Origin of the sequence: Myxococcus llanfairpwllgwyngyllgogerychwyrndrobwllllantysiliogogogochensis (assembly GCF_006636215.1) — a bacterium.
GTDB classification, from domain to species: Bacteria; Myxococcota; Myxococcia; order Myxococcales; family Myxococcaceae; genus Myxococcus; species Myxococcus llanfairpwllgwyngyllgogerychwyrndrobwllllantysiliogogogochensis.
Genome location: NZ_VIFM01000040.1, coordinates 41444 through 62807 on the forward strand (window position 1 = coordinate 41444; position 21364 = coordinate 62807).

General features: G+C 68.7%; 18 protein-coding genes, 1 tRNA gene and 1 pseudogene. 10 read left to right on the top strand and 10 right to left on the bottom strand.

Annotation, left to right across the window (positions count from 1 at the left end; translation table 11 throughout):
* Positions 1-29: 29 nt before the first annotated feature.
* Together FJV41_RS12800 and FJV41_RS12805 are read right to left on the bottom strand one after the other, a co-directional pair.
* Positions 30-1022 carry a hypothetical protein gene (locus FJV41_RS12800; protein ID WP_141642741.1) on the bottom strand — a complete coding sequence of 331 codons (993 nt, stop codon included), beginning with the start codon at positions 1020-1022 and terminating at the stop codon, positions 30-32.
* Between the two features lie 658 nt (positions 1023-1680).
* Entirely contained in the window at positions 1681-2217 is a 537-nt protein-coding gene (locus FJV41_RS12805) for an AAA family ATPase (RefSeq protein ID WP_141642742.1), read from the bottom strand.
* A 179-nt stretch (positions 2218-2396) separates the two neighbouring features.
* Between FJV41_RS12805 and FJV41_RS12810 the strand changes: the two genes are divergently transcribed.
* Positions 2397-3008 (top strand): hypothetical protein, encoded by a 612-nt coding sequence (locus tag FJV41_RS12810; RefSeq protein WP_141642743.1) that lies wholly within the window; start codon positions 2397-2399, stop codon positions 3006-3008.
* 24 nt (positions 3009-3032) lie between these two features.
* Here the strand turns inward: FJV41_RS12810 and FJV41_RS12815 are convergent, their stop codons facing one another.
* On the bottom strand, positions 3033-4412 hold the full coding sequence (locus FJV41_RS12815) for a DUF2254 domain-containing protein (RefSeq protein ID WP_141642744.1): 1380 nt from the start codon (positions 4410-4412) through the stop codon (positions 3033-3035).
* 688 nt (positions 4413-5100) lie between these two features.
* Here FJV41_RS12815 and FJV41_RS12820 point away from each other — a divergent pair.
* The 3 genes from FJV41_RS12820 to FJV41_RS12830 all read left to right on the top strand — a co-directional run bounded on the left by FJV41_RS12820 (position 5101) and on the right by FJV41_RS12830 (position 10015).
* The gene (locus FJV41_RS12820) at positions 5101-5550 is read left to right on the top strand and encodes a hypothetical protein (RefSeq protein ID WP_141642745.1); all 450 of its coding nucleotides are present in this window, start codon (positions 5101-5103) and stop codon (positions 5548-5550) included.
* A 26-nt stretch (positions 5551-5576) separates the two neighbouring features.
* On the top strand, positions 5577-6002 hold the full coding sequence (locus tag FJV41_RS12825; protein WP_141642746.1) for a DoxX family protein: 426 nt from the start codon (positions 5577-5579) through the stop codon (positions 6000-6002).
* A 95-nt stretch (positions 6003-6097) separates the two neighbouring features.
* The gene (locus tag FJV41_RS12830) at positions 6098-10015 is read left to right on the top strand and encodes a tetratricopeptide repeat protein (RefSeq protein WP_141642747.1); all 3918 of its coding nucleotides are present in this window, start codon (positions 6098-6100) and stop codon (positions 10013-10015) included.
* Between the two features lie 75 nt (positions 10016-10090).
* On the opposite strand, the gene FJV41_RS12835 is transcribed toward FJV41_RS12830, so the two are convergent.
* Both FJV41_RS12835 and FJV41_RS12840 read right to left on the bottom strand, forming a co-directional pair.
* Complete coding sequence (locus tag FJV41_RS12835) at positions 10091-10462, bottom strand: cupin domain-containing protein (RefSeq protein WP_141642748.1); 372 nt, start codon at positions 10460-10462, stop codon at positions 10091-10093.
* A 201-nt stretch (positions 10463-10663) separates the two neighbouring features.
* The gene (locus tag FJV41_RS12840) at positions 10664-10870 is read right to left on the bottom strand and encodes a cold-shock protein (RefSeq protein ID WP_141642749.1); all 207 of its coding nucleotides are present in this window, start codon (positions 10868-10870) and stop codon (positions 10664-10666) included.
* 356 nt (positions 10871-11226) lie between these two features.
* On the opposite strand from FJV41_RS12840, the gene FJV41_RS12845 reads away from it, so the two are divergent.
* The 4 genes from FJV41_RS12845 to FJV41_RS12860 are packed head-to-tail and all read left to right on the top strand — an operon-like array spanning position 11227 to position 14310.
* Positions 11227-11742, top strand: a complete 516-nt coding sequence (locus FJV41_RS12845; protein ID WP_141642750.1) for a periplasmic heavy metal sensor — start codon at positions 11227-11229, stop codon at positions 11740-11742.
* 41 nt (positions 11743-11783) lie between these two features.
* Complete coding sequence (locus tag FJV41_RS12850; protein ID WP_141642751.1) at positions 11784-12017, top strand: hypothetical protein; 234 nt, start codon at positions 11784-11786, stop codon at positions 12015-12017.
* Positions 12018-12031: 14 nt separating this feature from the next.
* Positions 12032-12712, top strand: a complete 681-nt coding sequence (locus FJV41_RS12855; protein ID WP_141642752.1) for a response regulator transcription factor — start codon at positions 12032-12034, stop codon at positions 12710-12712.
* The gene (locus tag FJV41_RS12860) at positions 12712-14310 is read left to right on the top strand and encodes a sensor histidine kinase (protein ID WP_246137174.1); all 1599 of its coding nucleotides are present in this window, start codon (positions 12712-12714) and stop codon (positions 14308-14310) included. Before FJV41_RS12855 ends, FJV41_RS12860 begins: the two co-directional genes overlap by 1 nt.
* Before the next feature lie 117 nt (positions 14311-14427).
* Here FJV41_RS12860 and FJV41_RS12865 read toward each other — a convergent pair whose 3' ends face one another.
* The 5 genes from FJV41_RS12865 to FJV41_RS12885 all read right to left on the bottom strand — a co-directional run bounded on the left by FJV41_RS12865 (position 14428) and on the right by FJV41_RS12885 (position 20689).
* Positions 14428-15294, bottom strand: a complete 867-nt coding sequence (locus FJV41_RS12865; protein ID WP_141642753.1) for a carboxypeptidase regulatory-like domain-containing protein — start codon at positions 15292-15294, stop codon at positions 14428-14430.
* Between the two features lie 84 nt (positions 15295-15378).
* Positions 15379-16233, bottom strand: a complete 855-nt coding sequence (locus tag FJV41_RS12870; protein ID WP_141642754.1) for an ABC transporter permease — start codon at positions 16231-16233, stop codon at positions 15379-15381.
* Positions 16230-17219, bottom strand: coding sequence for an ABC transporter ATP-binding protein (locus tag FJV41_RS12875; RefSeq protein WP_141642755.1), 990 nt, complete (start codon positions 17217-17219; stop codon positions 16230-16232). The genes FJV41_RS12870 and FJV41_RS12875 overlap by 4 nt, the downstream gene beginning before the upstream one ends.
* Before the next feature lie 30 nt (positions 17220-17249).
* On the bottom strand, positions 17250-18134 hold the full coding sequence (gene cyoE, locus FJV41_RS12880) for a heme o synthase (RefSeq protein ID WP_141642756.1): 885 nt from the start codon (positions 18132-18134) through the stop codon (positions 17250-17252).
* 308 nt (positions 18135-18442) lie between these two features.
* Positions 18443-20689 (bottom strand): tetratricopeptide repeat protein, encoded by a 2247-nt coding sequence (locus tag FJV41_RS12885; RefSeq protein WP_181790597.1) that lies wholly within the window; start codon positions 20687-20689, stop codon positions 18443-18445.
* Between the two features lie 308 nt (positions 20690-20997).
* On the opposite strand from FJV41_RS12885, the gene FJV41_RS12890 reads away from it, so the two are divergent.
* A tRNA-Ala gene (locus FJV41_RS12890) sits at positions 20998-21073 on the top strand.
* Between the two features lie 107 nt (positions 21074-21180).
* Positions 21181-21364, top strand: a pseudogene (locus FJV41_RS12895) (DUF2760 domain-containing protein); the annotation flags it as partial.

The following is a 21364-nucleotide window of genomic DNA, read 5'->3' on the forward strand; positions in this document are numbered from 1 at the left end:
GTCCCGAGAGACGACGTCCGAAGTGCGCCTCATCGCCGCTGCTCTGATTTCATGGGTTCGGAGCCGCCCGTGCAGACACCCGCTCGGCAGTAGGCACCTCCCGAGCAACTGCCGCAGTTCACCGTCCCACCGCAGCCATTGCTCGCGGTTCCGCACTCCCTGCCGTCGCAGGCGTCCTCGTAGACAGCGCAACCGCAGACGTTGGGCGTACCGCCACCGCCACAGGTGTTGGCGCCCGAGCAGGAGCCGCCACAGGAGTAGGAGCCAGCGCAGCCGTCGGACACCGTGCCGCAGTTCTTTCCGGCACAGACGGTGGACTGAGGGAGCGCGGTGCAGCCGCAGACGTTCGGCGTGCCACCTCCTCCACACGTTTGCGTGCCAGCGCAGCCGCCGCAATTCCACGAGCCGTTACACCCGTTGGGCACCAGGCCGCACTTGCCGTTGCACGCGGTAGCCTGCGGAATGGGGGTACACGCGCAGACGTTGGCCACCCCTCCAGCGCCACAGGACTGGCCGCTCGGGCAGGTGCCGCAGTTCAGCGTCCCACCACAGCCATCCGCGAGGGCTCCGCAGTTCTTGCCCTGGGCCTGACAGGTCGTGGGCTCGCAGCAGGCCTGCGCGACATCCACCTGGCACACATCCCCCTCGATGCCGCTGCTCCCCTCATCGATGGCACCGTCACAGTCGTCGTCCTGCCCGTTGCAGGACTCCGCGTTGCCCGTGGCCCCGTCGGGGATGCCGTCCTTGTTGTCGTCACAGCGGTTGCACTCGACCTCGCGAGAGGGAGACACGGGCTGACACGGTCCAACGGAGCCGTCCTGCCCACAGACGGAGCGGCCGCTCGGCCCGCACCAGTCACAGGCTTTCGTGCTGCCCGCGGTCCAGGCACAGGTGCTCGCCCCCGACGCGCACACGCTGACGCCACCACAGCCATTGGCCATGGTGCACGACAGCCCCGACAGGCCCTCGTCCACGGCGCCATCGCCGTCGTCGTCACAGCTGTTGCAGAGCTCGTCCCGCAACGCGGTGCAGGAGCCGGGAATGGTGCTTCCCGTGGCACTACATTGGAGCTTTCCGTTGCGCCCGCAGACAGAGCACGAGGTGGTGGACTCCAGTGAATAGGTGCAGGGCCCGTAGGCGGTTCCTTCACAGATTCGGGTTCCCTGACACGCGCCGGACGAACAGGAAACCGTCTCCCCGTCGATACAGGCGGCATGGGCTTCTTCGAGTGGCAGGAGGCCCAGACAAAACAAGAGAATGAGCGCGAGCCGCGCTTGTGATTGAGGCAAGAGCATGGAGTTCTGGCGAAGGAGGAGAAATGCGTGAAACAGCGACGGACCCGGAGCGAGCCGACGAGCTCTCGCGTCAGGGGCTGCCCAGGGGATGCGAACTACTCCGGGGAGTTCCGAGGAAGTCCGTGGGTCAAGGACAGACTCCTGGGCCACCCGCCACGAGGAGGTTCTTGGGGGGACTCAACACGTCTGACGGGGCACGCCCGGACGTCGTTGTTCCCCAGCCAGGCACATCGGAGTCAGCACGGGCAGGGCCGCCCCTCAGCAGGGCCGCCTTCACGACGCATCGCAACCACTCCACCTTGACCACGTCAGCGCTCTCTTCGGCCCCTGCGAGCGATACTTTAACGGCAGGTCACATGCGTCAGTCAACAGGAGCGTCTCATTATCAATCTGCTTCAGAGAGGTGCGCGAGCACCTGTTTCGCACGCGCTCTCGGAGAACCTTCGACCTCGAGCACCTCCACTTCGAAGCCGTGAGCATCCTCGAGGAGGAGGTCCTTCAACTTCTCGTCGACAGCCAGACGCAGCGCCTTGTCGTCCGAGGCGGAGAGCGAGACCCGGTCCGGGCGCTCGATGCCGACGAGGACGATCAAATCCAACTTCTGGAGCGCGCCGCGTACGCGCGGGAGCCACGCATCGAGGTCGAACGCGTCGCTGTCCTCGTGGGCCAACAGGTATCCGATGAAGTCCACCGGACATCGGTCGAACAACACGTCGCGGGTGCCCTCCTCCAGGTTGTCGATGGAGCGCGCGAGCTGCGCTTCGAAATCCTCGACCGACGGGGTCTCCGCGAACGCGTACCCCTCCTCCTCCATCTGGTGGTACGGCTCATCCACCGTCACGTAGGTGGGGAGGAGGTCGGACAACTCCTCGATAAGGGTGGACTTCCCCGCGCGATGAGTCCCGGAGATGGCGATTCGCATGCATCAGCGCTCTAACAGTCGGCCCCCCGCGACGTCAGCACGGAACGAACGGGTGGCCAGGCATGGGCGAAAACGGCAACTTTCGTTGCGCGGAAAATGGACCTCCGGGGTTCCCTGAACGCGGGGCAGCAAGGTCGGCAGTGATGTCTCGCGTTTCGTCCCCTTGAAAGGGAGCCCAGATGCTGCGTTCGCGCCTCTTGATGGCTGTTGCCCTGCTGGCACTCAGTGCGTGTGGTGAGAGTGATTCCAAGTCCCCGGAGGAGCCGGGGTACGTGGAACCTCCGGACGACAACCAGCCCGACCATCGTCCCAACGTCACGGGCACTTATGACGTCACGGGGACCCTGGGCACCGAGCTGAATGGTCGCACGGACTTCACCCCCATCCGGGATGTCGTCCGAATCGACGCCACCCACAGCGTCCGCAGCAGGGTGCATGTCCATCTCAACGACATGAACTGTGGCACCGGCATCCTCGCGACGATGACGAGTGAGACCACCTTCAACATCAACGAGGGCTCCTGCCCGCTTCCTCCTGAAAGCGGCTGCACGTCCACGGTGAGGTTCAACGGAGGCAGCGGCTCCCGGCCCGTGAATGGCGCCCTCCAGCTCGGACTCCAGGGACAGCTCGAGGTGCGGTGCGGCTCCCAGTCCGCCAGCGCGCGCCTCTCCCTCGACGTCTCCGGTTCCCGCACGGGCCAGGACCTCCCGGACACACGGGCCCAGGTGCTCGCCCTGGGCGCGGACCTGGCCAGCGCCCTGCGTCGACTCGAGCAAGACGTACGGCCCTGAGCCGTCCGCCATCCACCCGAGGGACTAGAAGGCGAGCATCGGAACCGGAGGCATGCCGCCCCCTTCCATCAAGCGCTCCATCGCCACACCATGGCGTCGGACTTCCGGGAGGTCCGGCATGCCCACCTGGGCGCGCTCCGCCTCGGCCTGGATGAGGTGCAGGGCGTCCCGCACCGCCTGCCGCGTCTCCTCCGTCGTGGCGCGCTGGCCGACCTCTCCCGCCAGCCGCTGCAGGCGGAGCACCACCATGGGCTCGCCAGCGCCGTAGCGGAGGATCTGCCGGGTGGCGAGCGACAGGTAGTCGCGGAACGTGGCGGCGCGGAGGAACACCCGTGGGCGCCCCGAGGAATCCGCGAGCACGCGCGGCCCCAGTCGCATCGGCTCCAGCGCGCACAGCAGGAAGGTGAGCTGGTCCACGACCTCCAGGGCCGTATAGGGGTCGTTGACGGCGGGGGAGAGCGCCTTGACGGCCATGTCCACGAGCTGCCGCATGCACAGGGCCACGTCCGAGCCCTGCTCGCGCCAGCGGCCCAGCAGGATGGCCTTCTCCAGATGAGGGAAGACCTCGGGCCGTCCTGGCGCCACCCGCCCCAGCACCGCGCCCCGCGTCACGGGCTCGCCGATGGCCACGTCCACATGCACCTCGAGTCCCCGCGCCTCGGCCCACGACAAGAGCGAGGCCCCGTCCACGTCCACGACAAAGCCTTGTCCGTGAGCCCGGAACACGACGGTGTCTTGAGAGGACGTCCGCGCCGGCTGGGGCGGCGCCACGTCGTGCCTCCGGCGCCGCGCCAGCGCGCGGGCGCCGTCCAACGCATCCTGGCGGATCTGCCGGACGATGTTCTCCACGCGCATCAACTGGAAGGTGTTGAGGACATGGAACACCAGCGCCGCCTCACAGAGGATGAGCAGCACCATGGCCATGCCGAGCGCGGGCCGCGGATACCGTCCATCGGTGGGCGTGAACCCAAGCATCTCCGTCGCCACGAGGCAGAAGATGCTCGTGGAGATGAAGATGGGAATGATGAAGCGGATGCCCGGGCCCCGCAGGTACATGCGCAGCAAGCGTGGCGAGTACTGCGCGGCGGCGTTCTGGACCACGATCATGGACAGCGACAGCACGACACTCAGCGAGGTCAGGACGATGCCCAGCACCGTGGAGAGCATGGTCCGGGCTTCGACCACAGAGGCATCCCACGCCACGCCCCGCAAAACGGGCGAGAGCCCCGAAGGAGGCCGCACCAGCACCACGCCCATGAGGCCGCCCAGCAGCGCGCCCACGATGGGCATCCACCAGAGTGACTGGCGCAACCACCAGCGGCTCCGGTGGAAGTCGTGGGCCGCCACGAGCCTCGGGGCAGGCAGCCTTTCGAGCCCGTGTCCGAACGTCCGTGCGCCCGCCATGTGCCGCGCCTCCGCCCCGGGGCCTCGCGTCGCACGCCCTGGATGAAGGTGGAAGCACGGACAGGCCCCTGCAATGCACGGGGGCCCTGCGGCCCGGCGCGGCCTCGGACGTCCGTTCGCGGTGCTCGCATTCGACCGAGGGGTTCTCGTGGCGGCATGGGATGATTCCATCTGGAATCAACGGCAAACGACCACTGGCCAACTCGGACCCCGCCCCAAGTACGACGGCGCTTAATTCACAGACACCGGGGCGTATTCCTATCTGCGTCTGAAATTCAGGACCCTGCAGACGCGGAACGAAGTGGAGGAGGCCATGAGAGTCGTGGAGCCGCGTCGTCATGCCTTGTGGGTCGTGCGTGCGTTCCAGGATGGCGCACGTGCGAGGTCCGGTGTTGTGACGGCGACGTGGCCAGTTCCTACCAGGTATGCGGCAACGGCCGCGACGGGGCCCAGGGCAGGTGCTCGAACCACGGCGGCGTCAGGCGCATTCGCCGGTCGCCGTAGGGCCATCAGACGCCCCCGCCCGGACACGCACGCCCGGGCGGGTTCCTGTTTGTCCTGGAGCATGCCTCGCGCCATCCTGAGCGGCTCTCGCCTCCGCCCCACAAGAGGCACTGGAAGCGCGCTCTGCTAGGGTTCACGGCGCCAGCGCCGGAGGCACGAATTTCATCGGAGACGAGCGACACGCATGACTTCACTGGCATCCTTCTATCGTGATGTGCCGCTCACCGGGATCTTCCTCTTCGGGTTCTGCCCTTCCGGCTTCGCGGTGGGCTACCTCATCCTGCTGACGTGGCTGCGCGACCGAAAGCTGCGCGAGCTGCGCTTCGCGTGGGGGCTCGTGGGACTCATCATCCTCGTCAACCCCTGGATGCAGGCAGCAGTGCTGGAGCCCATCAACTCGGCGCGGGTGGATGCACTGGTGGAACGGGCACGGCAAGCGGCGCTGGAAGGGCGCACACAGGCCGAAGTCGAGCGAGTCCTTGGACTCCCCTCCAGCATCAGTGTGCCCTCGTCGGGCCCCACCGTTACATGGGAGTACGAGCCCTTGCCGTTCTACCTTCTGGGGGGACGTCTCCAGGTCTTCTTCAACCGCGATGCCCATCCCCGCGTCGTAGGCTGGGAGCGCGATTGGTAGCACCAGAGCAGAACCCGAGGAATTCCATGACCACGGCGATCACCGGCAGCACGAGTCCATCCAAGACGCTCCCCGCCAGTCTGTGGCTCGTTCAGGCACTCCTGGGAGTCCTCTTCGCCGGCACCGGCCTCTGGAAGCTCCTGACGCCAGTCCCAGCGCTCGCCGCGATGATTCCGTGGGCAGGTCAGGTTCCGGTGGCGTTCCTGTATGCAACCGCTCTGTTCGACCTGCTCGGCGGGATTGGCGTCGTCCTGCCCTCGCTCACTCGAATCAAGCCGGGCCTGACAGTCCTCGCCGCACTGGGCTGCGCGGCGCTCCAGGTCTCCGCCATCCTCTTCCACCTCTCACGTGGAGAGGCCGCGAATACACCCTTCAACTTCCTGCTCGTCGGCCTCTCGCTCTTCGTCGCCTGGGGGCGACGCTCCCGAGCCCCCATCCAGCCTCGGAGTTGACGGACCTTGAAGTGGCGCGGCCTTGCGTCGCATGCCGCTCTGGGACACGCTGTACTCCCCATACAGATGCCATCGGGTTGAAATACCCGCCATTGATGACTGAAAACGACGAGGCGAATGTCGGCGAGAGCCTCCTCGCATTGCACAGCCGAAAAGACCGACTCAGCGAGCTGTGGCGCGCGATGCGCCCGTCCCCGGTGGGCATCCTCGTTCACGGACCCGCGGGTATCGGCAAGACCACGCTGGTCCGCGCCTTCCTGCACGGGCTGTCGACGAAGGAGAAGCTCCGCGAGAAGGCGTTCTGGTTCGACTTCAGCGACATCCGCAGCGCCGAGCATGTCATCAACCCGTTCGTGGTGGAGTTCCAGGACCACGACGCACTGTCGCAACCGATGGGCGCCAAGGTCATCGTGTCGCGGCAGTTGAAGCGCAAGCCACACGTCGTGGTGTGGGACCAGTTCGAGTCCACCCGAGGGTTGCTTCCCGCCGAGGACCGGGCGTGGCTCAAGCGGTTCCTGGAGCAACTGCGGGGCGGCAAGACCCGGGTGCTCATCCTCAGCCACGATGAAGAGAAGTGGCTCGACGAGTCGCTCGTCACCCGAATCCGCCTGGATGGCCTGCCGGAAGAGGAGCGATGGCGCTTTCGAGCCACCCTTCTTCGCGCCCCCGTCGGGACACCGGACCAGAGGACCCCGGACGAGGCCGCACTGATGGAGGCGATGGAGGGCCACCCGTTGATGATGCGGATGGCCCTGCCCCACCTGGAGGACCCGGCAGCGGAAGTCCTCTTGAAGATCCTGCGTGAGGCGAGCGCCGGGCCGGGACTCGATGGGGACGCATCCTTCGCGAAGGTGGTGGCCACGCTGCGACTCTTCACCGCGAGGCTGCCCGAGGAGCTGCGCTCGCTGCTCGTGCCGCTCGGCGTGCATGAGCGCTTCGCGGAGTCCGCGGACATCGTCCGGATGGGGGCGTCGGTCCCCGGGGCCAGTGACTCCGAACAGGTCGAGCGACTCTTCGGGCTCCTCACCATCGCGGGGCTGGTGTCCCCACACAAGCCGGGCGTCCATGCGCTCCAGCCCGTCCTCACCCGGTACTTGAGAACCCACGTCCGCGAGAACCGGGAGGACTGGGAGCGGGCGTTCGTCGAACGGATGGGTCAGGTCGCAAGCCAGCTCAAACCCTGGTCGCTCGACGAGCAACGCGACCCCTTCTTCGTCCACGGCGCCAACTTCCACCACGCCTTGGAGCTCGCCAAGGCGCACGGGTTGGCGGCGATGCGCTCGACGCTGACCCACGCGCTCACCCGCCATGCCCTGAACCTGGGCGACCTCGCCGAGGCGGAGCGTCTTTCCAAGGACCTGCTCGAATGGGCCGCCGAACGCGACGAGGCGGGGATGGCGGTGGCCCTCCATCTGCTCGGGAGGCTCGCCCACGTGCGCTGTCGGTTCGAGGAGGCCGAGACGTTGTTCCTCCAGGCGCTCATCCTCGAAGAAAAGCACGGCAACGAACTCAGCGTCGGCAACACCTGTCACCAGCTCGGAGAGATTGCCTGGGTGCGCCGGAACTTCGAGGCGTCCGAGCAATGGTTCCTCAAGTCGGTCGCCCTCCTGGAAAAGCAGGGCGACGCGTACGGCACCGCGAGAACCTGCCGTCAGCTCGGGAGGCTCGCTGAGAAGCGGAGTGACTTCGAGGCAGCCGAGACGTGGTTCCGCAAGGAGGTCTCCCTCGAGGGAAAGCCAGGCGGCGAAGTCCGTGCCGTGGCGACCTACCACCAGTTCGGAGATGCCGCCCTGGAGCAACGTGACCTCGACGCAGCCAAGGCCTGGTATCTCAAGGCGCTGGCGCTCGAAGAGCAGCACGGCCACGCGAACAACCGCCTCTACCACCTGCTCGCGGATATCTCGAAACAGAAGCAGGACTTCAAGGAGGCCGAGACCTGGCTCCTCAAGGCGTTCGCCATCGAGGAGCAGACACCCGACGCGGACGGCCTGGACCGGACCTGCTTCTGGCTCGGAGGCGTCGCCGAAAAGCTGTCCGATTTCGCGGCGGCCGAGGCGTGGTACCTCAAGTCGCTCGCCATCAGAGTGGCTCGCGGAGATACGCACGGAGAGGGCAGTCTTTATGGCTCCCTCACCAGGCTCGCGGAGAAGCGGCGGGACTTCGAAGCGGCCGAGATGTGGCACCGCAAGGAGCGCTCTTGCAAGGGAGCGCAGGACACGGCCAACCTCTACCAGTCGCTCGGGAGAGCCGCCGAGTACCACCATCGAGACTTCGAGGCGGCGGAGGTCTGGTACCTCAAGGCCCTCGCCGACGCGGAAGCGCGGGGCGACGAGTCCCTCGCGGAGAGCACCTGCGGTCTGCTCGGGGACCTGGCCCGGAAGCGCAAGGACCTCGACGCGGCCGAGGCGTGGTACCTCAAGCAGCTCGGCATCGTCGAGAAGACGGGCGAGCTGTACGGCACCGTCTACGCCTACCACCAGCTCGGGAAGGTGGCGCGGTCGAGGAAGGACCTCGACACGGCCGAGACCTGGTTCCGCAAGGCACTGGCCCTCGAGGAGAAAGAGGGCAACGCGTACGACGACGCCACCTACAAACTGCTCGCGGAGGTCGCCGAGGCACAGAAGGACTTCGAGGAGGCGGAGACGTGGTACCTCAAAGCGCTCGCCCTCGTGGAAGCGAAGGGCGACGAGGCCAGCACCGCCGCGTACTGCCACCAACTCGGGAGGGTGGTCTGGGCGCAGAGAGACCTCGAGGTCGCCGAGGCGTGGTTCCTCAAATCGCTCGCCCTGGATGAGCTGCGGGGCGAGGAGCGCACCCTCGCGGGCACCGCCTATCAACTGGGGAGGCTCGCCCACGAACAGCGGAACTTCGAAGCGGCCGAGGCGTGGTACCGCAAGTCGGTGGCCATCGAGGAGGGACTGGGCAACGAGCACGACGCGGCCATCAGCTATACCCAGCTCGGCATCGTCGCGAGCAAGCGGAGGAACTTCGAGGCCGCCCAGACGTGCTATCGCAAGGCACTCGCCCTCTACCAACGCCTGGGCGATGAGCGCGGCATGGCCGGCCTGTATTCGCGGCTCGCCACCCTGGCCCGTGCGCGGCGGAACTTCGCGGCGGCCGAGGCGTGGTACCTCCCGTTGCTCGCCATCCGGGAGAAGCAAGGCGACGAGGACGCGGTGCTCCACACCTGCGAGCAGCTCGCGACGGTGACGGAGGAACGGGAGGACTTCGCGGCGACCGAGACGTGGCTCCTCAAGGTGCTCGCCCTCGAAGAGAAACAGGAGTACGTGCACGACGCGGCCAACACCTGTTCCGACCTGGGAAGGGTCGCCCTCAACCGGGAGGACTTCGAGGCGGCTCAATCCTGGTACCTGAAGGCGCTCGCGAGCCAGGAGAAGCAGGGTGACGAGAACGCGGTGGCTCGAACATGCACCAAGCTCGGGAGAGTTGCTCGGGAGCGGCAGGACTTCGAGGAGACCGAGGCGTGGTACCGCAAGGCGCTCGCCATCGACGAGAAGCGGGGCCACCAGCGGGACGTGGCGAGCGGCTACTTCCGGCTCGGGGCGAATGCCCGGAGGCGGAAGGACTTCGCGGCGGCCCAGACGTGGTTCCTCCAGGCGCTCGTCCTCGACGAGAAGCTGGGAAGCGAGGACCACGCGGCCATGGTCTGCCACCGGCTCGGGGGGCTCGCCCGGGAGCAGCGGGAGTTCGAGGCAGCACGGACGTGGTACCTCAAGGCGCTCGCCCTCCGGGAGAAGCTTGGCAAACGGCGCGTCTCCACTGAAACCCGCCTCCAGTTGGGCCTCCTGGAGCTGGAGTGCGGGCAGAGGGAGGAGTCGGCCTCATGGCTCGTCCAGGCCGCCACGGGCTTCGTGCGCGACCGGGAGCCCGAGCTGTTGGGGGATGCGACCGCGGACTTCGCGCGGCTGCTGACCGAAACACCCGAGGCGCTCCGCGCACGACTTCGCGAGATGTGGACCCGCGCCAGGCTTCCGCCCCTTCGCGACACCTGAGCTGGCATCGACGGGGTCACCGCCCGCCTCCATCGCGAGTGGCGACCCCGTCGACTCCCGACCTCGCGAAACCCCTCAGGCCTTCGCGGGCTTCTTCTCCTTCTCCGCGCCCTCGTCACGGCCATGCACCGCCGCGGGAGGACTGGTGGCCTCCACCGCGGAGAACGTCTCGAGAATCTTGTACGTGTGGCTGGAGCCTCGCGGCACGAGCCACGAGTCACCGGGGTTGAGCAGGATGACCTGCCCCTCCAGGTGCAGCTCCGCGCGGCCCTTCAGCACGAAGCCCACCGTCTCATAGTCGCGAGGGGACGCGGGCCGGGGCTCCCCGGGTGGCTCGTCCTCCCACAGCCGCATGGACACTCGTACGCCGGAGGCCAGGTACTTCTGCCCCATGTCTCCCCGGGGCGAGTGCCGGCTCTCCACCTTCTTCACGCTGGTATCCCCCATGCCTTGGTCTCCTTCGCCCTCGGGCGTCAGGCGGCGGGTGCGCCGCGCTCAGCCATGAAGGTAAGGAAGGGGGCGAGTCCCGACGTGGCCCGCACGGGCGCTCGCCTGCTCGACGGGCCTGTTCGCACCAAAGACGAAGGCCCAGCCTTCCCTGTGGGAAGACCGGGCCTCGGGCTCACTCAAGGGTGGCCAGGAATGACGCTAGCCGTTGTAAGCGCGAACGTTCTGGGCCTGCAGCCCCTTGGGGCCACGGGTCACCTCGAACTCCACCCGCTGACCCTCCTGGAGGGTGCGGAAGCCATCCATATTGATGGCCGTGTGGTGGCAGAACACGTCTTCGCCGCCCTCTTGAGCGATGAAGCCGAAACCCTTGGCGTCGTTGAACCACTTCACAGTACCGATTGCCATGTGACCTTCTTCTTTCTGCTAGACGGCGACCCGGGACCAGCCGGACCACCAGTGCGGGGCGGACATCGCTCCGACACTGCCGCGACAATCTACCTCCCGATTTCCTTTGTCCACCCGACCTCCGCCCAGCGGGCAGGCGGCCGTCGACCAGAGGACAATCCGAGAGGCTGAAAATCGCTCGGGAGATGAACAGGCCACATTCGCCTCTTCATCCCGAACGCGCCGAACCCGCACCGGGTCCTTCACGTTTCTTCATGCGGCTCCGGCGCGCCCTTCACACCCGTTCTCTACCTTCCTGCCCATCAAACCCGGTGCGCGCCCTACTTCGGGCCCGCACTCTTGAAGGAGCAGGCCCCATGTTCGGATTCTTGTTGGGTACCGCGTGCCTCGCCGGCCTCGTCTACACGGTGAAGGGCGGTCGTCGCTGGCATCACCACGCTCACAGGCGCGGCAGCCGGTTTGGCTGGCGGATGAGGCTGCGCTGGCTGTTCGAGCGGCTGGAGACGTCCCCCGGTCAGGAGAAGGTCATCATCCAGGCCACCGAGGAGGTGACGGAGGCCTTCGACAAGCTGCGCGATGAGGTGGGCCCCAGCCGCTCGGCCCTGGGCAACGCGCTGCGCGGAGAGCACTTCGATGGCGCCGCGCTGCGCGAGCTGTTCACGCGGCACGACGTGGCGCTGGAGAACGCCCGTCGCTCACTCCAGGGCGCGCTCTCGCAGGTGCATGAAGCGCTGGATGCGCGCCAGCGTCGCGAGCTGGCGGACATGCTCGAGCACGGCTGGGGCCATGGCTGGCGCGGCGGCCCGGGCTGGCACGGGCGTCACTGCGGCGGGCGTGGCGGCTGGCGCGGTGACGACCAGCGGATGGTGTGAGCCGCTCCCCTTCCCCGAACAAACGTCAGAGGAACTCCGCCATGCGCCGTCGCCTGCTCATCGTCCTGCTCGCCCTGGGAACCCTCGGAGGCTATGCCTCCGGCTTCGCCAGCATCGCCCGCCACCGCCGCCACTGCCATGCTGGCGGGTGGGCGGAGCGCTGGGATTCTCGAGGGCCCTGGGGCAACTCGCCCACGTTCCACTCGGCCGCCCCCGCGCAGCCCGAGTCGCCGTCTTCCTCAACGGCCCAGGCCCCCGCGCCGGGGCCGCGCTAGACTCCACTCCGTCCATGTCCACACGTGTCCTGCTCATCGACGATGATTCCCGCCTCTACGAGCTGCTCGCGCAGTACCTGGGGCAAAACGGCGTCAACGTCACCCATGCCGCTGACGGCGGTCGAGGGCTCGCGGCGCTGGAGGCCAGCGCCTACGACGCGGTGCTGCTCGACGTGATGATGCCGGGCATGGACGGCCTGGAGGTGTGCAAGCGCATCCGCGCCAAGAGCCGCATTCCCGTCGTCATGCTCACCGCGAAAGGCGATGAGACGGACCGCGTGGTGGGGCTGGAGCTGGGCGCGGACGACTACCTCCCCAAGCCCTTCAGTCCGCGTGAGCTGCTGGCCCGCCTGCGCGCGGTGCTGCGCCGCTCGCAGCCCTCGTCGGTGGCGGACCGACTGGAGGCGGGAGGGTTGTCGATCGACGTCGCCGGGCGCGAGGTGCGCGCGGAAGGAAAGCTGGTGGACCTCACGGGGCTGGAGTTCGACCTGCTGGTGGCGCTGGTGCGCCGGGCCGGGCGGGTCATCCCCCGCGACGCGCTGCTCGGTGAAGCGGGCCGCAGCGACACGGTGGTGGGCGAGCGCACGGTGGACGTGCACATCTCGCATCTGCGCCAGAAGCTGGGCGACGTGGGCTCCCGGCTCATCAAGACGGTGCGCGGCGTGGGCTACGTCTTCGCCAAAGAGGGACTCTGATGGGCCGCCGCGACGGCAAGCGAGGCCGAGGGCCCTGGAATCAGAAGGACCCGTGCGAACCCTCCTGGGGTCCGGAGTCGGACGACCCCGACGCCATCGCGCGGTGGCTGCAGGGGGAACGCGAAGGCGCGTGCCCGCCGCAGGGAGAGTGGACCCAGGCCGACAAGGACGAGGGCAAGGAGGCGAAGGACCGCCGCCGAGGCCCGTTCTCCAACCCCCTGGAAGCGTGGGAGGCACATCACCGCCGCGCGCATCTCCACTGGAAGCGCCAGCAGCGCGCGCACTGGCGGCACCACTACTGGGGCATGAGCCGGCTCGGGCACTTCGTGCGCTCACGCCTGCATCGGCGGCTGTTCCTGTGGTTCGGCCTGAGCATCTTCATGACGGGCGTCGTGGTGGCCACGGTGTTCAGCCTGGTGGGTGGCAACACGTGGAAGCAGGAGATGATGCGGCTGAAGGACTTCGCGAGCCACCGCTTCGAGGAGGTGTGGAGCGAGCCCGCGCGGCGAGACGCCCTGGCGCAGTCCTTCGCGAAGGACCTGGACATCGAAGTGGAGGTGACGGACGCGAGCGGCAAGCTGCTCGTGCTGGCGGGTGGGTTGTGCAAACACGCCGAGTTCACCCTCCCCGTCGTGCGCGCGGGCACGACCCTGGGACAGGTGCGCGTCTGCAACGGGCTGGCGCGCGGCAAGACTCCGTTGAAGGTGATGCTGCCGTTGCTCGCGGCGTGTCTCATGCTGTGGATGGCGTCCGGGAAGATGGCGCGCAGGCTCGCCAAGCCCGTGGATGCGCTGGTGCAGGCCACCGAGGCGCTGGGCGCGGGACGGCTCAACGCGCGCGCGGAGGTCCTCCCGCATGCGACGGGGGAGTTCACCGTGCTGGCCGTCGCCTTCAACCACATGGCGGGGCGCATCGAGAAACAGGTGGCGGACCAGCGGGAGCTGCTCGCGGCGGTGTCCCATGAGCTGCGCACGCCCCTGGCGCGGCTGCGCGTGCTGACGGAGCTGCTGCGCGACGGCGGTGGCAATCCCAAGACGCTGGACCAGGTGGACCGCGAGGTGGTGGAGCTGGACGCGTTGGTGGGCGAGCTGCTCGCCAGCTCACGGCTGGACTTCGGTCAGCTCACGCCTCGCGTTCTGGATGGGCGCACGCTCGCGACCCAGGCGATGGAGCGCGCGGGGCTCGCGCTGGAGATGCTCGACGTGGGTGCGCCGGAGACGGGGCTGGTGGGAGACGCGACGCTGTTGGGGCGCGCGTTGGCCAACCTGCTCGACAACGCCCGGCGGCATGGGGGGGGCGTGGAGAAGCTGCGGGTGCAGGAACAGGGAGAGCACCTCGCGTTCTGCGTCGAGGACCGGGGTCCTGGACTCCAGCCGGGCGAGGAGACTCGCATCTTCCAGCCCTTCTACCGGAAGGACCGGGGTGGCGAAGCGCGCGAGGCGGGCTCGCTGGGCCTGGGGCTCGCGCTGGTGCAGCGCATTGCCCGGGCGCACGGCGGTGAGACGTTCGCGGAGAATCGCGACGGCGGCGGCGCGCGCGTGGGCTTCACGGTGAAGAAGGCGGGGCCACCGGACGCCATCGAGCGGCCGGCGGCGTAGGCAGACCCGGGGGAGTGGCTCCCCGTTCAAAGGCACGGGGCTCTTTCTTCGCGGCTTCCTCGGCGGCACGCGACACGAGCCTGGATTCAGGCCCGCATCGCGGAGACAAGCGCGGGCCTACTTCTTCGCGGACGTGTCCTCGGAGGAGAACGCGAAGGAGACCTCGGCCGGAGCACCGTCCTTCACCGTGACTTCGGTCGTCTTCGTCCCGAGCGTCTCGTGCCACGCCTCCACGGTGTACGTGCCCGCGGGCAGCCCCTGGAGCGCGAAGGCGCCATCCGCGCCCGTCGTGGCGAAGTACGGGTTCGGGTTGCTCACCACGAACGCGGTCATCCACGGGTGCACGTCGCACTTGAGCTTCAACACGTCATCCGCCGGAGGCACGGGCTTCTGGACCGGCGCGCCCGAGGGCGGCTGCGCGACGTTGAAGGCCGCCTTCGTCCCCACCACGCCGCGCACGTTGTGCAGCGTGCCGTCGCTGTTCTTGAAGACGACCGATTGCCCCGCCACCGCGCCCTGGACGCGAGGCACATAGGTGCACTTCGTCTGGTCCACCACCACCGGAGCACTCGGCGCGGCCGGAGCCCCGGCCACGGTCCCCTTCACGCGCACCAGCACGTTCTGGAGCTTGCCGTCCTTCACCAGCACCGCCTCTTCCTTCGAGCCTCGCCCCTCGCAAGCCGGGTCGGTGTTCGGCGGCAGGTCGGCCGCGGCGGGAGGCGTGCCGGTGAAGGTCACAGTCCCCTTCACCGCACCGTTGCCGGCGGGCGCGGCGACCTTCCCCTGTTCGTTCCCCGGGTCCTTGTCCGCCTGAATCGGCGTCGCCGCGTGCTCGGCGCCAGGCTCCGTCGCGCGGGCCGCCGAGGGAGGCGGTGCCTGGGTGGTAGGTGGCGGAGTGGCGGGAGCCTCCTCCTTCTTGCAAGCGGGCAGGGCCAGCAGCCCCGCGGCTCCCAGCATCGACAGGCCGAGCGTGCGCAGCGTCATCGTGCAATCTCCTCGGTGAACCAGTTCATCGTCCGCGTCCCCTCGTAGTCAAAGGACGCCGACCTGTCCAACGGCGCGTCCGCGCTATTCGCGACGGCTGACGCTCACCGCGGCCAGTCCGACGAACACCGTCGCGAACGCGAGCAGCACCGGCACCTCCAGCCCCGTCCCCGACATGGGCGAGCCCACCACCACCGACGCCTCCGCGCCGTAGAGCGCCCGACGCACGCCCTCCACGGAGAAGCGCATGGGGTTGAGCACCATCACCCACGACAGCCACGTCCCCGCGCCCTTGAGCGGGAACATCGCCCCGGACAGCACCCACATGGGCAGCAGCACGATGCTCATCACCGCGTGGTAGCCCGCGCTGGAGCGCACCCACCACGCCAGCGACATGCCCATGCCCGTCAGCGCCAGCGCCGACAGCACCATCACCGAGAACAAGAGCGGCAGGTTGACGGTGGCCGCGCTCACGCCCGCCAGCGGCGCCAGCAGCAGGAACAGCGACGCCTGCATCAGCGCGATGGCCGACGAGCCCAGCGCCTTGCCCAACACCACCGCCAGCCGCGAGCCCGGCCCGGCGAGCACCGCCTGGAGGAAGCCCTCCCGCCGGTCCTCGATGACGGTAATCGTCGCGAAGATGGCGCTGAACAGCAGCACCATGGTGACGACGCCCGGGAAGAAGAACTGCTGGTAGCCCAGCCCCTGCGCGCCCTCGACGCGGAACGAGCCGGCGAAGCCCGAGCCGATGACGAACCAGAACAGGATGGGCTGCGCCAACGCGCCCACGACGCGGCTGGGCTGACGGAAGAAGCGCACCACGTCGCGCGCCATCAGCACGCGCACCGTCGCCCACTGCAGCGCGAGCGTCCCAGGAAGGGATGGCGCCGGAGCGACGGCTGTCACGGGGGGTTGCGCGGTGGAAATCTCGGCGGTCATCGGCGTTTCCTCGGCGCGGGCTCCGCGGCCGGCACATCGGCGCCCAGCGCACGCCCGGTGAGCTGGAGGAACACGTCCGCCAGCGTGGGCCGGCGCAACGAGACGGACGACAACCTGCCTGCCGGAAAGGCCTCCACCAGCCGAGGCACCAGCGCATGCCCCTGCCGGGCCTCCACCTGCACCTTCCCCTCCACCACCTTCGCGTCCACGCCCAGCTTCTCGCGCACCTCGCGCGCCAGCGTCTCGGGGTCGGCCGCCTCCACGGTGAGGATGTCCCCACCCATGCGCGAGGCCAGCGCGGCCGGCGTGTCGCACGCCACCAGCCTGCCCGCGTCGAGCACCGCCAGCCGGTCACACACCTCCGCCTCGTCGGCCCGGTGCGTGGTCAGCAGCACGGTGATGCCCTCCGCGTCGCGCAGCCGCTTCAGGTGCGCCCAGAAGGTGCGGAAGGCCGCCTCGTCCAGGCCCTGCGTGGGCTCGTCCATCAGCACCACGCGCGGCTGATGCACCAGCGCTCGCGCCAGCTCCAGCCTGCGGCGCATGCCACCGGACCACGTGCCCACGCGCTCATCACCCCGGTCCGCGAGGCCGATGAGCGCGAGCATCGACTCCACCCGCTCGCGCGCCCGCTCCCCGGTCAGCCCGTACAGCCGGGCCCCGAGCATCAGGTTCTCCCGCGCGGTCAGCAGGTCATCCAGGCTGCCTCGCTGGAAGATGATGCCCATCTGCCGGCGCAGGGCCGGGTCGCTGAGCGACAGCTCCCGCCCCGCGAAGCGCACCTGACCCGAGTCCGGGGCCAGCAGGCCCGCCAGAATCTGGAAGGTCGTGGACTTGCCCGCGCCATTGGGGCCCAGGAGGCCCAGGATTTCGCCGGGCCGCACGGACAGCGTCAAACCGTCCACGGCGACGCGGCCCTTGAAACGTCGGGTCAGCCCCTCGAGGTGGAGCAGCGGAACCGGAGGGGTGGAGACCGAGGTATCAGGCATGGGGCGGTGTGTCCCGCCGGCACCCGCGCGCTAGCCGCGCGGAACGCGGTCCAGGCTCAGCGCCGCGAACAGTCCGGTAAGGTAGATCAACGAGAAGAAGAACGCCTGCCGCGCCCAGGGCTTCCCGAGTCGGCGGAAGAACCCCCACGCTCCCAGGCCCAGGAAGCTCAGGCCCAGCGCCACCGCCGCCGCCAGGTACCAGGAGCCGGCGATGTGCAGTTGGAAGGGCAGGAGCGTCATCGGCACCAGCGCCACCAGGTAGAGGACAATCTGCGCGCGGCTGGACTCGTCCCCGCGCTCCAGGGGCACCGACTTGAGACCCGCCGCCGCGTACTCCTCCTTGCGGAACAGGGCGATGGCGATGAAGTGCGGCATCTGCCACAGGAAGAGGATGGCGAAGAGCGAGAAGCCGCCCGCGTCCAGCCGGTCCGTCACCGCCGTCCAGCCCATGAGCGGAGGCAGCGCGCCCGGCACCGCGCCCACCAGCATGGCCGCCGAGGTGCGCGCCTTGAGCGGCGTGTACGCCAGCACGTAGCTGAGCAGCGCCAGCAGGCCCAACGCCGCCGTCAGCACGTTGGCCCCCAGCGCGAGCGCAGGGAGGGACACCGCCGCCAGGGAGATGCCGAACCACAGCGCCACCGCCGGCTCCATCCGCCCGGAGGGCAGTGGCCGGTTCTGCGTGCGGGCCATGAACCGGTCGCTGTGACGCTCCCAGTAGCAGTTGAGCGCGTTGGCCGCGCCCACCGTGCCGGCCGTGGCCAGCAACGTCACCAGGGCATTTCCCGTGGCCAGGGGCCCAGGCGCCAGCCACATGCCGCCCGCGGTGGTGATGAGGACGAGGCTCGACAGCCTCGGCTTCATCAGGGAGATCAGGTCGGACGCGGTCGTCGACATGGACTCTGCACGCGCGCTCAAGCGGACTCCAGGGGAGGGCGTGACAGGGGCACTGCCGACGCGTTGACGGCCCTCCCATACAAGCACCACCCGGGGGTGGGCAAGGACACGTCACCGCGACAGGGCGCTCGCGAACGGCCGCCCGCCCGGCACCCTTGGGGTGCTCGGGTCCGCGTCTTCGTGTCCTGACAATCGTGGGAAGGCAAACACCTGGGGCATAGCCTCGGGCCCGGGCCACATCAACCCAGGCCCGCGGGCACGATGCGCGCCGTGCTGCCCGCGCGCATCAGCCCCGCTTGTCCGACCCCGGCGACGGAGTCGGACCCCGCTCACCCTCCGGAGAGGGAGCGAGCGGCGTTGGCGTGCTCACCGCTCGGCTCGCGCTTGAGGTACTCCTGCGCCAGCATCTTCGCCTTCGGGGTCTGCTTGGCGTCCTTCGAGAGCAGCGTGGCGTAGTAGTAGTACGCCGGGGTGAAGCCCTCGTCGGCGTTGAGCGCGCGCTGGTACGTCTCGTCCGCCTTCGCCGCGTCGCCCTTGCCCTGGAAGACGCGCGCCAGCTCGGTGAGCGCCACGGCCGACCGCTCGGGCTGACCGACGAACTCCTGGCTCGCCTTCTCCAACTGCTCCTGGGCCTTGGGCCAGTCGGAGCGCTCCCGGTAGATGGTGCCCATGGCCAGGCGGGCCTCGGGGTTCTTCGCCTTCGGGTCCTTCACGGCGCGCTGGTACTGCGTCAGGGCGTCATCCAGCTTGCCCTGGCGGCGCAGGGCGTTGCCCAGCATGACCACCAGCTTGGGGCTGTCGCCCATCGTCTTGAGGGCCGTCTGCAGCGCCTCGGCGGCTTCCTTCTCGCCACCCTGCTTGCCCATGAGGGCCTTGGCCAGCTCGACGTGGAACTGGGCGCGCGAGGAGTCCACGCGGATGGCCTTGCGAATCTCCTCGGCGGCCTGCTCGAAGTTGCCTTCCGTCAGGAGCCGGCGGCCCTTGATGAGGTGCAGCTCCGGGTTCTGCTTGTCGAGCGAGAAGCCCGTCTCCTCACTCTTGAGCATCTCCGCGCGCGCCTTGTCCTTCTCCAACGGCACCGCGGTGGCCTCCACCAGCTTCTGCTGCACGTCCGGCTTCAGCTCCGGCAGTTCGGCGGACACGCGGCTGACCAGCAGCGAGCGCGCCAGATGCGCGGCGGCCAGCTGACGGGGCGACGGCGGCGGCTCCGCCTCCAGCAGCTTCTTGAGCATCGTCTGGACCAGCCCGAAGTTGGGCTCGTCCTGCTCCAGCATCAGCAGGGAGCGGCCCAGGAGCGACTCGGGGTGGTCCTTCGCGTAGCGCAGCGCGAGGTCGTAGTTCTTCCAGGCGGTGTTGTCCTGGCCCAGCCGGCGGTAGACGGCGCCCAGGCCGGAGTAGACGCGCGGGTCGTCCGGCGCCAGCGTCTGCGCGCGCTCCAGGGTGTCCCGCGCGCGGTCCAGGTCTCCCGCGTTCATCTGGATGAGGCCCAGCGTCAGGTACAGGAGCGAGCTGGAGCGTCCCTGGGAGTCCAGGGCCCGCACCTTCTCCTCCAGCTTGCCCAGCGCGTCCTTGCCCTTGCCGCCGTACGTCTGGACGAGCGCCTCGGCCGCGATGAGGTGCGAGCTGACGTCGCCCGCCTTCATGCCCGCGGCCAGATGCTCCTCGGCGCGACGGCGTGCATCGTCACCACCGCCGTGCTCACCCCAGCGGATGGCGTAGGCGTACGCCAGGTAACCATGGGCCAGACCGGAGTCGGAATTCACCTCCAGCGCCTTGTCGGCCTCCTCGCACGCCTTCTTGTAGCTATCGAAGGAGTCGCGCTTGAGGAGCTCCGCGGAGCCTTCCAGGTGCTTCTTCAGCTCGCGGGAGATCTTCCGGGTGTGCGCCGTGTACCAGCCGTAGCCACCGGCGAACACCGGGATGGCCACCAGCAGCGCCAGCGTCACCAGCTTGCCGCGTCCACTGGAGGCACGCCCACCGCCGCGATGCCGGGGTGAGTCGTCATCCTCGTCGTCCACCTCTTCCACCACCACCTGCTGCGGGCGGCGTTGGGGGGTGGCGCGCTGGGGCGCCTCGTTGCGCACCGGGGCGGACGGGCCCGAGGGAGCACGCGGAGTCGACGGGGGCCTCGGCGTGGGCGCGACGGGGGCCTGCGCCTCCGCGCCCGCCGTGGCGGCGACGTTGGAGAGGGCCGACGCGGACTGCTGGGTGGCGGACGGAGTCAGCACCGGCGGCGCGACGACCGGCGCGGGCGCGGCGGGGCGCGGCGGCTCGATCTTGTGCTGCTGCAGCAGCGTGACGGTGTCCGGGTCTCCCGGATCCACGCTGTAGGCCTTGAGGAGGTTCGCCTTGCCGGGCTCGGCTTCACCCGTCTTGAGCTGGATGGCGCCAGCCAGCCGCAGCGCGGCCTTGTCCTCGGGTTGGACCTGGAGCGCGCCGAGCGCTTCTTCCAGGGCCTTCTTGTCCTTGCCCTGGTCGGCATAGACACGGGCGAGGAGGACGCGCGGGTCCGCGGCGTTGGGATGCGCCTTCACGCCCTTCTTGCAGACGACCATCGCCTCCATGAAGCGACCCATGCTCAGGTACGCTTCGGCCAAGGGCTTATAGGCGGCGGACGAAGGGTCTGAAGCGAACGCGTGTTCGAGCTTCGCGAGCTCGGCCGGGCTCAACGTCTTTGAAGGGGAGGTAGACATTACCGGGGGGAGGGACACCGGGCGGGAAGGGTACGCCTGAGAAGAAGGGTTTTTATGGCATCCGCTGCGCGGCACGTCAATCGCACGGATGCGTTGCGAAGGCTTGCGCTTGACAGCAAGAAAGGGGTCCGGTACTAGCCCGTTCACCTCGGCGGCCCAAACGCCGGGGCGCAGCGCGCAGGGCCCGTAATGGGGGTGTAGCTCAGTTGGGAGAGCGTCGCGTTCGCAATGCGAAGGTCGTCGGTTCGATCCCGTCCACCTCCACCATGTTGAAAACGAAGGGCCTCACGGGAAACCGTGAGGCCCTTTGCATTTGGGGGCATTTCGGGCAACTGCCGAATTGCAAAGCAGGCGGGCTTTGTTATCCGGAGTCGATGACTGACCCGTCTGCCTCGCTGTCGTTCTTCGCGCGCTTCTGGCTCGCCTGGCTCTGCTTCTGGCGCTGCCTCGTGTCCGGCGACTTCGCTCGCGCCGTGCTGCCCGCCAGCCGGGCCTACGACGCCGGGCAGCTGAACCTCCTGCCTTCCGGGACCCCGTCCCCCACCCCCACGGTGGAGA

What these genes read in the sequence shown, in the direction of transcription:
- FJV41_RS12825 (WP_141642746.1), top strand. Translation starts at nt 5,577, where the DNA reads ATGACCACGGCGATCACCGGCAGCACGAGTCCATCCAAGACGCTCCCC.
- FJV41_RS12875 (WP_141642755.1), bottom strand. Translation starts at nt 17,219, where the DNA reads ATGCCTGATACCTCGGTCTCCACCCCTCCGGTTCCGCTGCTCCACCTC.
- FJV41_RS12815 (WP_141642744.1), bottom strand. Translation starts at nt 4,412, where the DNA reads ATGGCGGGCGCACGGACGTTCGGACACGGGCTCGAAAGGCTGCCTGCC.
- FJV41_RS12870 (WP_141642754.1), bottom strand. Translation starts at nt 16,233, where the DNA reads ATGACCGCCGAGATTTCCACCGCGCAACCCCCCGTGACAGCCGTCGCT.
- FJV41_RS12885 (WP_181790597.1), bottom strand. Translation starts at nt 20,689, where the DNA reads ATGGGTCGCTTCATGGAGGCGATGGTCGTCTGCAAGAAGGGCGTGAAG.
- FJV41_RS12850 (WP_141642751.1), top strand. Translation starts at nt 11,784, where the DNA reads ATGCGCCGTCGCCTGCTCATCGTCCTGCTCGCCCTGGGAACCCTCGGA.
- FJV41_RS12840 (WP_141642749.1), bottom strand. Translation starts at nt 10,870, where the DNA reads ATGGCAATCGGTACTGTGAAGTGGTTCAACGACGCCAAGGGTTTCGGC.
- FJV41_RS12860 (WP_246137174.1), top strand. Translation starts at nt 12,712, where the DNA reads ATGGGCCGCCGCGACGGCAAGCGAGGCCGAGGGCCCTGGAATCAGAAG.
- FJV41_RS12830 (WP_141642747.1), top strand. Translation starts at nt 6,098, where the DNA reads ATGACTGAAAACGACGAGGCGAATGTCGGCGAGAGCCTCCTCGCATTG.
- FJV41_RS12865 (WP_141642753.1), bottom strand. Translation starts at nt 15,294, where the DNA reads ATGACGCTGCGCACGCTCGGCCTGTCGATGCTGGGAGCCGCGGGGCTG.
- FJV41_RS12810 (WP_141642743.1), top strand. Translation starts at nt 2,397, where the DNA reads ATGCTGCGTTCGCGCCTCTTGATGGCTGTTGCCCTGCTGGCACTCAGT.
- FJV41_RS12845 (WP_141642750.1), top strand. Translation starts at nt 11,227, where the DNA reads ATGTTCGGATTCTTGTTGGGTACCGCGTGCCTCGCCGGCCTCGTCTAC.
- FJV41_RS12805 (WP_141642742.1), bottom strand. Translation starts at nt 2,217, where the DNA reads ATGCGAATCGCCATCTCCGGGACTCATCGCGCGGGGAAGTCCACCCTT.
- FJV41_RS12835 (WP_141642748.1), bottom strand. Translation starts at nt 10,462, where the DNA reads ATGGGGGATACCAGCGTGAAGAAGGTGGAGAGCCGGCACTCGCCCCGG.
- FJV41_RS12855 (WP_141642752.1), top strand. Translation starts at nt 12,032, where the DNA reads ATGTCCACACGTGTCCTGCTCATCGACGATGATTCCCGCCTCTACGAG.
- FJV41_RS12820 (WP_141642745.1), top strand. Translation starts at nt 5,101, where the DNA reads ATGACTTCACTGGCATCCTTCTATCGTGATGTGCCGCTCACCGGGATC.